The sequence below is a fragment of the Rhizobium rosettiformans W3 genome, from assembly GCF_004912135.1.
Lineage (GTDB): Bacteria > Pseudomonadota > Alphaproteobacteria > Rhizobiales > Rhizobiaceae > Allorhizobium > Allorhizobium rosettiformans.
The window spans coordinates 165,412-178,285 of sequence record NZ_STGU01000001.1; the positions used below are offsets into that span (position 1 = coordinate 165,412).

Annotated in this window: 14 protein-coding genes; 8 read left to right on the forward strand and 6 right to left on the reverse strand. The window is 61.1% G+C overall.

Going from position 1 to position 12,874, the window contains the following annotated elements:
• The first annotated feature begins 8 nt into the window (after positions 1-8).
• From FAA86_RS00750 to FAA86_RS00765, 4 genes are all read left to right on the forward strand, one after another.
• On the forward strand, positions 9-893 hold the full coding sequence (locus FAA86_RS00750; RefSeq protein WP_113461889.1) for a carbohydrate ABC transporter permease: 885 nt from the start codon (positions 9-11) through the stop codon (positions 891-893).
• Entirely contained in the window at positions 890-1,750 is an 861-nt protein-coding gene (locus tag FAA86_RS00755; protein WP_113461888.1) for a carbohydrate ABC transporter permease, read from the forward strand. Before FAA86_RS00750 ends, FAA86_RS00755 begins: the two co-directional genes overlap by 4 nt.
• A 65-nt stretch (positions 1,751-1,815) precedes the next feature.
• The gene (locus tag FAA86_RS00760; RefSeq protein WP_136537926.1) at positions 1,816-3,036 is read left to right on the forward strand and encodes an ABC transporter substrate-binding protein; all 1,221 of its coding nucleotides are present in this window, start codon (positions 1,816-1,818) and stop codon (positions 3,034-3,036) included.
• A 99-nt stretch (positions 3,037-3,135) separates the two neighbouring features.
• On the forward strand, positions 3,136-4,266 hold the full coding sequence (locus FAA86_RS00765) for an ABC transporter ATP-binding protein (RefSeq protein ID WP_136537927.1): 1,131 nt from the start codon (positions 3,136-3,138) through the stop codon (positions 4,264-4,266).
• Between the two features lie 82 nt (positions 4,267-4,348).
• On the opposite strand, the gene FAA86_RS00770 is transcribed toward FAA86_RS00765, so the two are convergent.
• The 6 genes from FAA86_RS00770 to FAA86_RS00795 form a co-directional block, all read right to left on the reverse strand.
• Positions 4,349-4,783, reverse strand: coding sequence for a GFA family protein (locus FAA86_RS00770; protein ID WP_136537928.1), 435 nt, complete (start codon positions 4,781-4,783; stop codon positions 4,349-4,351).
• Between the two features lie 43 nt (positions 4,784-4,826).
• Positions 4,827-5,216, reverse strand: coding sequence for a type II toxin-antitoxin system VapC family toxin (locus FAA86_RS00775; RefSeq protein ID WP_136537929.1), 390 nt, complete (start codon positions 5,214-5,216; stop codon positions 4,827-4,829).
• On the reverse strand, positions 5,213-5,461 hold the full coding sequence (locus FAA86_RS00780) for a type II toxin-antitoxin system VapB family antitoxin (protein ID WP_113461884.1): 249 nt from the start codon (positions 5,459-5,461) through the stop codon (positions 5,213-5,215). The genes FAA86_RS00775 and FAA86_RS00780 overlap by 4 nt, the downstream gene beginning before the upstream one ends.
• A gap of 164 nt (positions 5,462-5,625) precedes the next feature.
• Positions 5,626-6,717: a D-TA family PLP-dependent enzyme gene (locus tag FAA86_RS00785; protein WP_136537930.1), complete on the reverse strand. Its 1,092-nt coding sequence runs from the start codon at positions 6,715-6,717 to the stop codon at positions 5,626-5,628.
• Positions 6,714-8,195, reverse strand: a complete 1,482-nt coding sequence (locus tag FAA86_RS00790) for a M81 family metallopeptidase (protein ID WP_136537931.1) — start codon at positions 8,193-8,195, stop codon at positions 6,714-6,716. The genes FAA86_RS00785 and FAA86_RS00790 overlap by 4 nt, the downstream gene beginning before the upstream one ends.
• 35 nt (positions 8,196-8,230) lie before the next feature.
• Positions 8,231-8,722 (reverse strand): hypothetical protein, encoded by a 492-nt coding sequence (locus tag FAA86_RS00795; RefSeq protein WP_136537932.1) that lies wholly within the window; start codon positions 8,720-8,722, stop codon positions 8,231-8,233.
• A 112-nt stretch (positions 8,723-8,834) separates the two neighbouring features.
• Between FAA86_RS00795 and FAA86_RS00800 the strand changes: the two genes are divergently transcribed.
• Genes FAA86_RS00800 through FAA86_RS00815 form a run of 4 tightly spaced genes read left to right on the forward strand, consistent with a single transcriptional unit; the run spans position 8,835 to position 12,869 of the window.
• Positions 8,835-9,221 (forward strand): RidA family protein, encoded by a 387-nt coding sequence (locus FAA86_RS00800; protein ID WP_136537933.1) that lies wholly within the window; start codon positions 8,835-8,837, stop codon positions 9,219-9,221.
• 16 nt (positions 9,222-9,237) lie between these two features.
• On the forward strand, positions 9,238-10,104 hold the full coding sequence (locus tag FAA86_RS00805; RefSeq protein ID WP_113461879.1) for a MurR/RpiR family transcriptional regulator: 867 nt from the start codon (positions 9,238-9,240) through the stop codon (positions 10,102-10,104).
• Between the two features lie 31 nt (positions 10,105-10,135).
• A complete protein-coding gene (locus tag FAA86_RS00810; protein WP_136537934.1) occupies positions 10,136-10,912 on the forward strand; it encodes an SDR family oxidoreductase in 777 nt (258 codons plus the stop codon).
• 25 nt (positions 10,913-10,937) lie between these two features.
• Positions 10,938-12,869 (forward strand): beta-N-acetylhexosaminidase, encoded by a 1,932-nt coding sequence (locus FAA86_RS00815; RefSeq protein ID WP_136537935.1) that lies wholly within the window; start codon positions 10,938-10,940, stop codon positions 12,867-12,869.
• Positions 12,870-12,874: the final 5 nt, after the last annotated feature.

Below are 12,874 nucleotides of genomic sequence, written 5' to 3' on the forward strand. Positions count from 1 at the left end.
GCGGTTGGATGCAGGCTCGCCAAAGCGCCATCATCTTCGCCTGGCTGCTAATCGCGCCGGCGCTTCTCTATATCACCGCGATCGTCGCCTATCCGCTCGTCGATACCTTCATTCTGTCGTTTACCGATGCCTCGCTGCGCAAGACGACGAACTGGGTGGGCTGGGTCAATTACGAGAAGATCTTCAACGACACCTTTGCGACCGTCATTGTCAGGACCTTCATCTGGACCTTCTTCTCGGTGTCGATCAAGATGATTATAGGCACCTTCGGCGCGGCGATGCTGAATGCCGCCGTGCCGGGCCGCACGCTCTTCCGAGTGCTCACCATGCCGCCTTGGATCGTGCCGATGGCCATCGGCATCTTCATGTGGGGCTGGATGTATAACGGCCAGTTCGGCATGATCTCCGGCGTGCTGCAGCGCATGGGCGTGGTCGATGGCCCCGTTGCGTTCCTGGCCTATGGCTCGACCGCCTTTTGGGCGACGATCTTCACCGATGTGTGGATCGGCGTGCCGATGGTGACACTCTATATGCTGGCTGCCATGCAGGCGATCCCGCAGGATCTTTATGAGGCCGCCTGGACCGACGGCGCCGGTCGCTTCTATCGCTTCCGCCGCATCACTCTGCCGCTGATCCTGCCGGCAATGATCACCATGTCAATGATCTCGCTGATCTCGACCTTTAATTCCTTCGACATCATCTGGATCCTGACGCGCGGTGGTCCGAGCGGCGAGACCACCACGATGATCATCGACACCTACCACACGGCAATCGGTTCGAAGAAATACGGTGAAGGTGCTGCCCGCGCAGTGCTGATCTGCATCTTCCTGTCGATCTTCTGCGTCGCCTATTTCCGCGTGACCAGCCGTCTTTCGCAGGAGCACGCTCGATGAGCTACGACAAGACAGCCCTGATCAACCGCTATCGCTGGTACGAGCTCGTCGGGATCTATGCAGGCATCGCACTTTTCCTCACCTTTGTGCTCGCGCCGTTCGTCGAAGGCTTTCTGGTATCGCTGAAGCCGCTCAGCCAGCTTTTCTCCTCTCCCTATCGCTTCTGGCCGGAAAACGGCTCGTTCGACGCCTATTTCACGATGTGGGAGAGCGTGCCGGGCTTTGCGCGCTATATCTTCAACTCCTTCTTCATTTCCACGATCGCGACCTTCGTCGTGCTGCTGCTGGTGGTGCCGGCGTCCTACGCCTTCGCCCGGTTCGAGTTCCGCGGCCGTGGCCAGCTGCTCGGCGCCTTCCTCGCGGTCAACATGTTCTCCGGCGCCGTACTGCTCATCCCGCTCTTCCGGCTGATGCGCTCGTTCGGCGTGCTCAACACCTATTTCGCCATGATCGTGCCGGGTGTGGCCTTCCTCATACCGACCGCCATCTGGCTGCTGCGCACCTACATGATGCGTATTCCGCGGGAGCTGGAAGAGGCGGCCTATGTCGATGGTGCGAGCTATTTCTACACCTTCCGACGTGTCGTCCTGCCGCTCGCCATGCCGGGTATCGCGGTCGTTGCCATCACCACCTTCATCGGTGCCTATGCCCAGCAGTTCATCTTCGCGCTGACCTTCAATTCCAAGACCGAATACATGCCGCTGCCGATCGGGCTGTTTGCCTATTTCGGTCGCCAGGAGGTCATCTGGAATGAGCTGATGGCGGCAAGCTTTGTCGGGATCGCACCCGCCATGATCGTGATCTTCTTCCTGCAGCGCTACCTCGTCAGCGGGCTCACCGCTGGTGCCGTGAAATAGAGGCTGCCAAACAAAAATTCGGGCCAACCGGACGCTTTCAACCTGTCAACAAAGGGGAACTACCGATGACAAGAAAACTGACCATGCTCGCAGGCTCGTTTGCCCTGCTCGCAAGCTCGGCGCTCACCACGCTTGCAGCCGACCAGGAAATCAGCTGGATCTACTGCGGCGACGTGATCGATCCGATCCACGAAAAATACATCGCCGAATGGGAGAGCAAGAACGAAGGCTGGAAGGTCAAGCCGGAAGTCGTCGGCTGGGAGCAGTGCCAGGACAAGGCGACGACACTTGCTGTTGCCGGTACCCCGGTTGCCATGGCCTATGTCGGCTCGCGTACGCTGAAAGAATTTGCCCAGAACGAGCTGATCGTCCCTGTTCCGATGACGGACGAGGAAAAGGCTTCCTACTATCCGAACATCGTCGACACCGTCACCTTTGACGATACGCAATGGGGCGTTCCGATCGCCTTCTCGACCAAGGCTCTCTACTGGAACAAGGACCTCTTCAAGCAGGCTGGCCTTGACCCGGAAACCCCGCCGAAGACCTGGGCTGAAGAGATCGAATTCGCCAAGCAGATCAAGGAAAAGACGGGCATCGCCGGTTACGGCCTGCCGGCCAAGACCTTCGACAACACCATGCACCAGTTCATGCACTGGGTGTATACCAACAACGGCAAGGTCATCGACGGCGATACGATCGTCATGGACAGCCCGGAAGTGCTGGCCGCACTTCAGGCCTACAAGGACATCACACCTTACTCCGTCGAAGGTGCGACCGCTTACGAGCAGAACGAAATCCGCGCCATCTTCCTCGATGGCAAGGTCGGCATGATCCAGGCCGGTTCGGGCGCTGCCTATCGCCTGAAGGACACCCAGATCAACTGGGGCGTCGCTCCGCTCCCGCAGGGTCCGTCGGCCAAGGGTGAGGGCACGCTCTTGATCACCGACAGCCTCGCGATCTTCTCGGGTTCGGGCGTCGAGGAAAAGGCGATCGAGTTTGCCAAGTACATCACGTCCACTGACATCCAGCATGAATACGAACTGCAGGGCGGCGCTGGCCTCACCCCGCTCCGTCCCGGCCCGGTTGTCGACGAATTCGTCGCCAAGGAGCCCTTCTGGAAGCCGTTCATCGACGGTATCGCCTATGGTGGCCCAGAGCCGCTCTTCACCGACTACAAGGGCTTCCAGAACGTCATGATCGAGATGGTCCAGTCGGTTGTCACCGGCAAGGCCGAACCGGCTGATGCGCTGAAGAAGGCAGCCGCCGACCTCGAGCAGTACAAGTAATCTCGGGCAACCGAGGCTCCGCGGGCCGGTTTCGGCCCGCGGATTTCATCAGGCTTATTTGGCCGGTCTGCGACGGATCGGCAGTGGAGACTAAGGGTCGTGGGTCAGCTATTTCTGAAAAAGGTGCGCAAGTCGTACGGGCATTTCGAGGTCATCAAGGGTGTCGATCTCGAGGTGAAGGACGGCGAGTTCGTCGTTTTCGTCGGGCCGTCGGGCTGCGGCAAGTCCACGCTCTTGCGCATGATCGCAGGCCTCGACGACACCACCGACGGTGACATCGTCATCGACGGCGAACGTGTCAACGACAAGCCGCCGGTGGAGCGCGGCATCGCCATGGTCTTCCAGTCCTATGCGCTCTACCCGCATATGTCGGTCTTCGAGAACATCGCCTTTCCGCTACGCGTCGAGAAGCTGCCGGAGGAGCAGATCCGCGAGAAGGTGGGGGCGGTTTCCAAGATCCTGCAGCTCGACCAGCGCCTGCAGCAGCGTCCCGGCCAATTGTCTGGCGGCCAGCGCCAGCGCGTTGCGATCGGCCGTGCCATCGTCCGCGAACCCAAGATCTTCCTCTTCGACGAGCCGTTGTCGAACCTCGACGCAGCTTTGCGCGCCGACATGCGGATCGAGCTGACCAAGCTGCATCGTGACCTTGCAGCGACCATGATCTATGTCACCCACGACCAGATCGAGGCCATGACCATGGCCGACCGGATCGTCGTGTTGAATGCAGGCAACATTGCCCAGGTCGGTGCCCCGCTCGAACTTTACCACAAGCCGCAGAACACCTTCGTTGCCGGCTTCATCGGCAATCCGAAGATGAACTTCGTGCCTGTTACCTGTGTCGGCGTCGATGCGATCGGAGTCACGATATCCTATGAAGGCCAGACCGCGCTGATCCCGGTCGACGGACGCTCCGATCTCGTCGGCCAGACGCTGACGCTGGGCATCCGGCCTGAGCATACGCGACTCAGCGACGGCGATCTCAACATCCTGGTGACGCCGTCCGTCATCGAGCGTCTCGGCATCAACACCATCGCCTATGCGGCGCTGCCGAACGGCGAGCCCTATTGCGCGCTGCTGCCCGGCTCTGCGCCAGTGCGCGCCGAACAGCCCATGACGACGGGCATCATGGCCTCCGACTGCCATCTCTTCGATGCCAATGGTCAGGCGCTGGAACGGCGCATCGACTGGCGCGTCCTTGATCTTCCGGCCTCCGTCACGGCGGCCGAATAACCTTCCTCCCGGCCACGCCAAAGGCCAATCCCCTGGTCCGCCTTCGGGCGGACCTTTTTTCGTTTGTGGGGACTGAACCTGGTTAGTCAGGAAATTCTTCAAATTGCGGCAGGTCGTCCAGGATCTCGTACCAGGATGCCTTGGAGCCGACAAAGATATGCATGGAAGGCTTCATTGACGGTGGGTCGCTGAGCGTGCCCATCGGCACATGAACCTTCACGCTGCCGTTTTCGGCGATCCAAGAATAGATGAGGGAGCCGCAGGTGCGGCAGTGCATGTCATGGATGCCCTCAGGATCGCCGTGGCGAAACAGGGCCTCCGAACCTGCTGTCACGGCAAAGTCCTCGACCGCGACACCGGCGATCGGCTTAAAGGCCGAGCCCGTGGTGCGGCGGCATTTCGAACAGTGGCAGTTCATCGCATAGAGGAAGCGATCGGTGATCTCATACGCTACTGCCCCGCACATGCAGCCGCCACGCAGCCGGCGCACACCCTGCAACTCGCTCAGCTTTGTCATCATCGCCCTCTTATGTTGAGGCCAAAATCTCGCCAAGAAGGCTCTACGCTGCCGAGCGAATGTCCGTTTGCGCGAAGTCTTTACCTTTGAATAGCAGCGGTTCGTCGAGGTCCTTGGCGAGAGCGTAGGCAAAGCAGTCGCCAAAGTTCAATCCTGCCTTGTGCCTGCCTTTGCCGAAATCCAGGAATGCCTGTCGCGCGAGATTGCCCTGATCGATCGTAACCGGCTCGATGGTAATCGATGCTCGGCGGAAGAAGGCATCCACCTGTATCATCCCCTCGGGGCCAAGTTGCTTTTCGATGACCATGGACAATTCCACATAGTTCGCCACGCTGATCCGCGTTGATGCCGCGCCATGGATGCGTTTCGTGAAGTCGGCAGCCTCCGGCTCGCCATAGAAGATCGCGACCATTGCAGACGTGTCGACAATCATTTCGGGAGGCCATGCTCATCATAGAGAAGCTCGGCGTGATCGGCATAAGGCTGCTTCACATGCGCTCTGGCCCGGCTCGCGATCGTCAAAAGCTCATCGACAGACGCCTTGGCTTGCTGCTTCTCGAGTTGCGCATACCGCTCACGCAGTGCATCAGTGACAACACGGCTCATGCTCTGCCCCGTGGCTGCGGCGATCGCCTGAGCGAGGCGATGTGCCTCGGGATCCTTGATGTTAAGGCTCATAGCGCGTCGCTCCATTCTACCAAGGTGGCCAGAATTCTACCATTGTAGCTGACTTTACGGCCCTTTCAAAGCGTAGCAGTGCCGGCTGCAAATCCGCCCACTAAGACTCTATCAAGTACGCCTAATCGTGCTTTCTTCGGCGGGAGAAACGCCGGCTAAGGCGATTACCAAACAAGCCCGCGCGCTGTGACCTCTTCCACTCTCGTGACGATCCCGTCGTGGTGGAAGGTCATGATGTCGAAGAGGTTCGACACGACGCAGGTGTGGTTCGGGATGATCCTCACCTTTTCGCCGATCTCCGGTCGCCGTCCCTGAACCTTGGAGAGATCGACCGTGCCGTGCTCCTCGGAAAGACCAGTGATGACGGCCTCCGGGTAGTCGACAATCATGCCGTAGTCGGAGAAGCCGAGAAGATCCGAGGTCAGGGCCTTGGAGCCGGCGTCGAGGATGGCGCGATCCTCTGTCGGACGGGAGACCACGGTCGCCAGGATGTGCATGGCGCAGTCGTCGAGGCTGCAATGACCTGATCTTGCCATGGCACGGTCGTTATAGACATAGGTACCGGCGCGGTGCTCGGTCGCCGAGGTCACCTTGTGGGCGGAGAAGAGGCTCGGCGTGCCGCCATTGGAGACGATGGGGCAGGGGATGCCGCGGGCGGCGAGGCCGGCGAGCGTGGCGGCGAAGAAGGCTTCGACTGCTTCCTCGGTGTCCGCCTTCGGGTAGGTTAGGATGCCACCGAAGGTGAGGCCAGGGGCGGCAGCAATGGTTTCAGCCAGCGCAATGGCGGCCTGCGGGGTCTGGACGCCGCAGCGCCCGCCGCCGGTATCACATTCGACGAGAACGGTGAGGGGACGAGTCTGCGAGAAGGCGCAGGAAAGGCCGCGCACGGTAGTCTCGCTATCGGCGACGACCTTCAGGCCCGAGATGCGGCTGTTCAGCGCCACGAGCCGTTTGTGCTTCTCCGCGCCCAGAATGTTGAAGGTGATCAGCAGGTCCTCGAAGCCGGCATCGGCGAAGACCTCCGCCTCGGTAATCTTCTGGCAGTTGATGCCCTTCGCGCCCGCTTTCACCTGTGCGTCAGCGATCGCCGGGATCTTATGCGTCTTGATGTGCGGTCGGAAGGCGAGGCCGTGGCTGTCCATATAGGCCTGTACACGGGCAATGTTTGCAGCGAGCTTCTCTTCGTCGATCAGGGGCAGAGGCGTGGAGAGATCGGCAATGGACTGACCGATCCCGGGGTGGGGAAGTTCCATCATGCGGCCTCGCTGCCCTCGGGTGCATCATGCGGATTGGCCATAATGGGCCAGATGTCGCGGCGCACATGCCGATAGGCGGTCTTGGCCGGATCGTTCGGATAGGGTGTGCCGGCGGCACAATAGAGGATTTCCGAGGCGATCTGCGAGAAGGCCGCATAGAAGTGGTTGGTCGACTTGATCACGAGAAGATGCTTGGCTGTCGGGTCGATGCCGAGCGCCGTGAAGAGAGACGGGTCGTAGCTCTGGACCCGGACCGAGCTCAGGATGATGTCGATGCCGTTGAGATTGATATGGGCCGCATCGCCGAAAGGCGCGATACTGTCGCCAAAACGCATCTCGGCACTGGGGACGACCTTGACCACCTTCACCAGACCGTCGATCGGATGGCCGGTGCCGGGTGCTGATTTCGCGCCGAACCGCAAGGGGATTTCTGCGCCTTCGCCGGCCGCCATGCAGATCTGCACCGCAATTGGGTCCCAGATCATGCCGACGGCGGCATTCGTCACGCCACGTGCCAGCATTTCCTCGAGGATCACGGTCGCGTCACCCGCCGTGCCGCCACCCGGATTGTCCCACATGTCAGCGATGACGACCGGACCTTCCGGGTAGGCAAGTGCCTGATCCAGCGCCGCCTTCTCGTCGATCTGCGGCATCATGAAAGTGCCGCGTTTGGCAAAGAGATCAAGGCCAAGCTCTCGCGCGAGCATCGCGCCCTTTTCCGGATGACCGTCGGTGACCACGATCGTCTTCGTCCCCATCTCCGGCACGTCGCCCGCCATGAAGCCATGGATGACGGAGAGCGACAAGACCTCCGGATCGACCATCTCGATGGCCACAAGTCTGTCAACAAAGCTGCGCATCGGTTCGCGCGAGGTAGGGAAGACATCGATCATGCGGCAGTCGAAGACCGACATGACGGGCTTCACCCGGCCCTCCAGCGTGTCGACCGCGATCCGCCAGAGATCCTCCGCGCGATCGACGAAATCGGTATGCGGAAATTCCTTGAAGACGACGAAGAAATCGGCGGCTGCGACGCGCTTGGCCGTCAGATGGCTATGCGGATCGAGTTCGGCGCAGAGGAGAATGTCGGGGCCGATGATCTCGCGGATGCAGGTCAGGAGATCGCCTTCCGGATCAAGATAGCCGTCTGCGACCATGGCGCCATGCAGGCCGAGCACAACGGCATCCACGGGCATGGCGGCACGCAGTTGATCGAGGATCTCGTCGCGCAGGCTTTCAAAGGCCTGCCGGTTGATGAGACCCGCCGGATCGGCCCAGGCCGCCGTGCCCTCAATTAGCGTCCAGCCCTTGTCAGTGCAGACCTTGCGGCCAACCGTGATCGGCGCGGTGCAAAGTGTCGGCGTCGCGGGGTGCTCGCCCGGAGGTGCATAGAGCGAATCCTCGAAGGCGCGCCGGTCGATGCAGATCGGGGAGAAGGTGTTCGTTTCCGTTGCAAGCGCGGCGGTGAAGATGCGCAAAGACCGACCTCCAGGTCACAAGGGTTGGGGGCGGTTCAGGACTTGCCCATCGGATTGGGCAGATAACCGGTAAAGCCGGAGATTTTCCAGCGGCCCTCGTGCAGGCGGCAATAATAGAGCGTCTGCCAGCGCAAGACGTCGAGCGTGCCATCGGCCTTCTTGATGCCGCCGTCGAATTTCTTGCGCACGAGCGCCGTTTCCCCTGAGATCTCGATCTCTTCCAGCGTCGTGGTGGTGAAGATCGCGCTGCGCGGGTCTTCGCCATAGGTCTGGGCCGCGAAGTCCTTGGCCTGCTTCAGCCACTCGTCGCGATAGGCGGCGAGATTGGGGAAGGCGAGCGTCCACTTGTCCGGATTGTCCTCACGTTTGCCGCTGATGCCGATGAACCCGTGTTCGACGAAGTCATGGGAGACCATGCTCCAGTCGGCGGCGAGGAAGGCGTCGATGTCGCGGGGGACGAGCATCTCCCAGATGGCGTGGCGGGCTTCGTCCGCTGCCGGAAACGGATTCTGGAATGGGTCGCGCATTTCTTCCCCGCTTTTAAATTCTTTTCATGAATGACGATTTTGTCTGGTCAAATTCCGTTTTTTGTGGTCGCTTGTCAACGATCGAAGAAAATAATTTGCATAAGGGGTGTCCATGTCGATCAAGCGTTACGGAGCTGAAAAGGCAGGTGCAGGTGGTCAGCGACTGCCATTTGCCCGGGCCGTCGAGGCCGACGGCTGGCTCTATGTTTCCGGTCAGGTGGCCATGGAAGATGGCGAGATCATCTCGGGCGGCATCATCGAGCAGACCCACAAGACGATTGCCAATGTCATCGCGATTCTGGAAGAGGCAGGTTACGGCCTCGAGCATGTCGTGCGTTGCGGCGTCTGGCTCGACGACCCCCGCGATTTCTGGACCTTCAACAAGATCTACCAGCAGTATTTCGGCGAGCACCCGCCGGCACGCGCCTGCGTTCAGGCCTCGATGATGGTCGATTGCAAGGTCGAAATCGACTGCGTAGCCTTCAAGCCTTCGAAATAGGAAAGAGGGCAGGGCATTGGATATCTTCGCGCGCATTCAGGAAGAGGCAGGGCAGTTTTCGGCCTCCGAGCAACGCATTGCGGATATCCTCCTCAATTCCTTCGACTTCGCGGTCAATGCCTCGATCATCGAGCTCGCGGAGAAGGCAGAAGTCTCGCCGCCGACGGTGACGCGCTTCTGCCGTCGTCTCGGCTGCCAGAGCTTTGCCGACTTCAAGGTCAATCTTGCCCGCACGGCCTATGTCGGGGTGCGCTATCTCAACCCCGAGGCCCAGAGCACGGAGCCGGCCGATGTCGCGACTGATGTCATCACCAAGGCGCAGAATGCGATGTTCATGGTGCATCGGGCGCTCGATCCTGTTGTGCTGGACAAGGTTGCCGACCGGCTGGCGCGGGCGGAGATGGTCTATGCCTTCGGCTCGGGCGGCAATTCCTCGATGATCTCAGGCGAGATCCAGAACCGTCTCTTCCGACTGGGGTCGCGGGTGACGGCCTCGGCCGACCACAACATGCAGCTTATGCTGACAGCCGCTGCTCGATCCAACGACGTTTTGATCGGCTCGTCGTTTTCGGGTCGCAATGCCGAGCTGGTCAAGTGCTTCAAGCTCGCCCGCGAGAACGGCATCACCACGATCGCGCTGACCCAGAGCAACAGCCTGGTGGCCGAAGCGTCCGAACTCGTCATCGGCATCGATCTGCCGGAGGGCGAAAACATCTTCCGGCCGACCTCTACGCGCTTTGCCTATCTCGCCGTCGTCGATGTCATCGCGAGCCTGGTCGCCTATCGCAATCGCAAGCAGTCGCAGGTGACGCTTCGCCATATCAAGCAACAGCTGGTCGAACACCGCGATGGCGGGGACGATCGGCAACTTCTCGGAGACTGAGCCATGCCCGTATCGATAGCGGAGATCCGCCGTGACGCATAAGGTTGCCGTCGTGACCGGCGCTGCCGGCGATATCGGCCGGGCGATCGCCAAGCGTCTGGCGGACAGCCATGACGTTGTTGTTTTGCTCGATCTGGATTCTGCGGCATTGGACAAGGCAATCGGGGAGCTTGGAAGCGATCCGCGTTTCGTGCCGATCACTTGCGATGTGACGGATGAGAAAGATCTCTCCGAGACTGCCGCGCGGGTGGCCGAGCTTGGGCTCGTACACACCCTCGTCAACAATGCCGGTGCAGCGCGGGCCGTCAGCCTCGGCGATACCGATGGCGAGATCTGGCGCAAGGACAATGCGCTCAATCTCGAAGCCCCGTTCCTCTGCTTCCGCGCTTTCGAGGAGGCGCTGAAGGCATCCAGGGGCGCGCTCGTCAACATCTCCTCGGTCAATGGCATGGCCGTCTTCGGTCATCCGGCCTACAGCGCCGCGAAGGCCGGCCTTATTCACCTCACCAAGCTGATTGCCGTCGAATACGGCAAATACGGTATCCGCTCGAATGCGGTCGCACCCGGCACTGTGCGTACCCAGGCCTGGGAGGCGCGTGCTGCGGCCAATCCGCAAGTCTTCGAAGAGGCTAAGCGCTGGTATGCGCTGCGCCGCATCGCGACGGCCGAGGACATTGCCAATGCCGTTTTCTTCCTTTCGAGCGATCAGGCGGCGGCCATCACAGGCGTTTGCCTGCCGGTCGATTGCGGGCTGACGGCCGGTCAGGCCGAGCTCGCGCGAACCTTCTCGCAATCCGACAATTATTGATATCGCAAAGCCCGGAGCATTCCCCATGGCAACAGAAGTCCAGTTCCGCCTCGAAAACGCGTGGCATCCGGTGGAGGGCGACGACTGCGGCGCCTTCGTCTTCACGCTGGTCAATCTCTCCGACGTGGCGCTTTCCGATTTCAAGCTCGCCTATACGTCGCTGACCCGCGTGAAGGATACGCAGGAGCCGATCCTCGAAAATGCCGTCTTCCTGAAGCGCAACGCCAATTTCCATCAGTTTGCACCGCCGGCCGGCTTTGTGCTCGAACCCGGCGCCTCCTGGACCTTCCGTGTCGGCGGCCTCTGGCGGCCGGCCAAGCATCGGACGGATGGGGCGAAATCCGCATACATCACCCTCTCCACCGGTCAGCATGCTGCCGTCGCGGTGGCCGATCTGATGCTGGGCGGTGGTCACAGTGCGCCACCTCCGGCCTTGCTGCCTGAGGGCAAGGTAACACAGCCCTTTGCCATGCTGCCCTGGCCGGCCTCGGCCGAGCTCGTGGTCGGAGAAGGTTTTCCCGTCGCGCTCTATCCGGCGGAAGGCGCCTCGCTGGTCGAGCTGCGTGCCGTCGAAAACGTGCTGCGTCTCTTTTGCCGGCTCTTTGCGGTCGGTCACGCGCCGCTGTCGCTGGCACCGGTACATCAGGGCCGGGCGATCTCGCTCAAGTGCGACGAGGCGCTTGGTGCCTCCGCCTATCGGCTGGACTTCGCCGCTGACGGCATCACGCTGACCTATGGCGATGTCGCAGGCCTGCAATATGCGCTGACCCTGCTTGCCCAGATGTTGCATGGTGCGCGGACACAGCCTGAGACCTTCCGTTTCCCCGCATCAGGCACGATCTCCGACAAGCCGCGTTACGACTGGCGCGGTTGCCATCTCGATGTCTCCCGTCAGTTCTACCCAGTCGCTGACGTCAAACGGCTGATCGACATCCTGGCCTGGTTCCGGATGAACACGTTCCACTGGCATCTGTCCGATGACGAAGCCTGGCGTCTGGAAATTAAGGCCTTCCCGCAGCTGACGACGCTTGGCGTGTTGCGCGGGCCGGACGAGCCGCTGCTGCCGCAGCTCGGCAATGGCGCCGAGCCGGTCGGCGGCTTCTATGCTCAGGACGAGGTCCGCGATATCGTCGCGCATGCCGCAGCTCTACAGGTCGAGGTGGTGCCGGAGATCGACATCCCCGGCCATAGCACGGCGATGCTGGTAGCCCTGCCGGAACTGGTCGACGGCCAGGAAGCGCCTGACAGCTACCGCTCGGTGCAGGGTTATCCGAACAATGCGCTGAACCCGGCGATCGAATACACTTACGAGGTGCTGGGCAAGGTGTTCGACGAAATGGTCGAGCTCTTCCCGTCGAAGCTCATTCATATCGGCGGCGACGAAGTGGCGGCCAATACCTGGATGGCTTCGCCGCTCGCGCGAAAGCTGATGGAGCAGGAAGGCATCGAAGGCACCTTCGGGCTGCAGAGCTATTTCATGAAGCGCATCCAGAAGATGCTGGCCGAGCGCGGTCGCAAGCTCGCCGGCTGGGACGAAGTCAGCCATGGCGGCGGCGTCGATCCCGATGGCACGCTGCTGATGGCCTGGCAGAAGCCGGAGGTCGGACTGGAACTGGCGAAACAGGGCTACGACGTCGTGATGACGCCGGGCCAAGCCTATTATCTCGACATGGTGCAGGACGAGGCCTTCCAGGAGCCGGGTGCGAGCTGGGCGGGCACCGTGCCACCGCACCATACCTATACTTACGAAGCGGTCGCCGAGTTTCCGCCGGAGCTTGCGGCCCGCATGCGCGGCGTGCAGGCCTGCATCTGGTGCGAACACTTCCTGACCCGCGACTACTTCAACCACCTCGTCTTTCCACGCCTTCCGGCCATTGCCGAGGCCGCCTGGACGCCGAAGGACAACAAAGACTGGCTGCGCTTTGCCGCCATCGTCCGCCTGAGCCCCCGCTACTGAGGATC

Excerpts from the sequence above, each read along its gene's own strand:
- FAA86_RS00755 (WP_113461888.1), top strand. The coding sequence starts at position 890 with ATGAGCTACGACAAGACAGCCCTGATCAACCGCTATCGCTGGTACGAG.
- FAA86_RS00780 (WP_113461884.1), bottom strand. The coding sequence starts at position 5,461 with ATGAGCCTTAACATCAAGGATCCCGAGGCACATCGCCTCGCTCAGGCG.
- FAA86_RS00760 (WP_136537926.1), top strand. The coding sequence starts at position 1,816 with ATGACAAGAAAACTGACCATGCTCGCAGGCTCGTTTGCCCTGCTCGCA.
- FAA86_RS00750 (WP_113461889.1), top strand. The coding sequence starts at position 9 with ATGCAGGCTCGCCAAAGCGCCATCATCTTCGCCTGGCTGCTAATCGCG.
- FAA86_RS00800 (WP_136537933.1), top strand. The coding sequence starts at position 8,835 with ATGTCGATCAAGCGTTACGGAGCTGAAAAGGCAGGTGCAGGTGGTCAG.
- FAA86_RS00775 (WP_136537929.1), bottom strand. The coding sequence starts at position 5,216 with ATGATTGTCGACACGTCTGCAATGGTCGCGATCTTCTATGGCGAGCCG.
- FAA86_RS00795 (WP_136537932.1), bottom strand. The coding sequence starts at position 8,722 with ATGCGCGACCCATTCCAGAATCCGTTTCCGGCAGCGGACGAAGCCCGC.
- FAA86_RS00785 (WP_136537930.1), bottom strand. The coding sequence starts at position 6,717 with ATGATGGAACTTCCCCACCCCGGGATCGGTCAGTCCATTGCCGATCTC.
- FAA86_RS00770 (WP_136537928.1), bottom strand. The coding sequence starts at position 4,783 with ATGACAAAGCTGAGCGAGTTGCAGGGTGTGCGCCGGCTGCGTGGCGGC.
- FAA86_RS00815 (WP_136537935.1), top strand. The coding sequence starts at position 10,938 with ATGGCAACAGAAGTCCAGTTCCGCCTCGAAAACGCGTGGCATCCGGTG.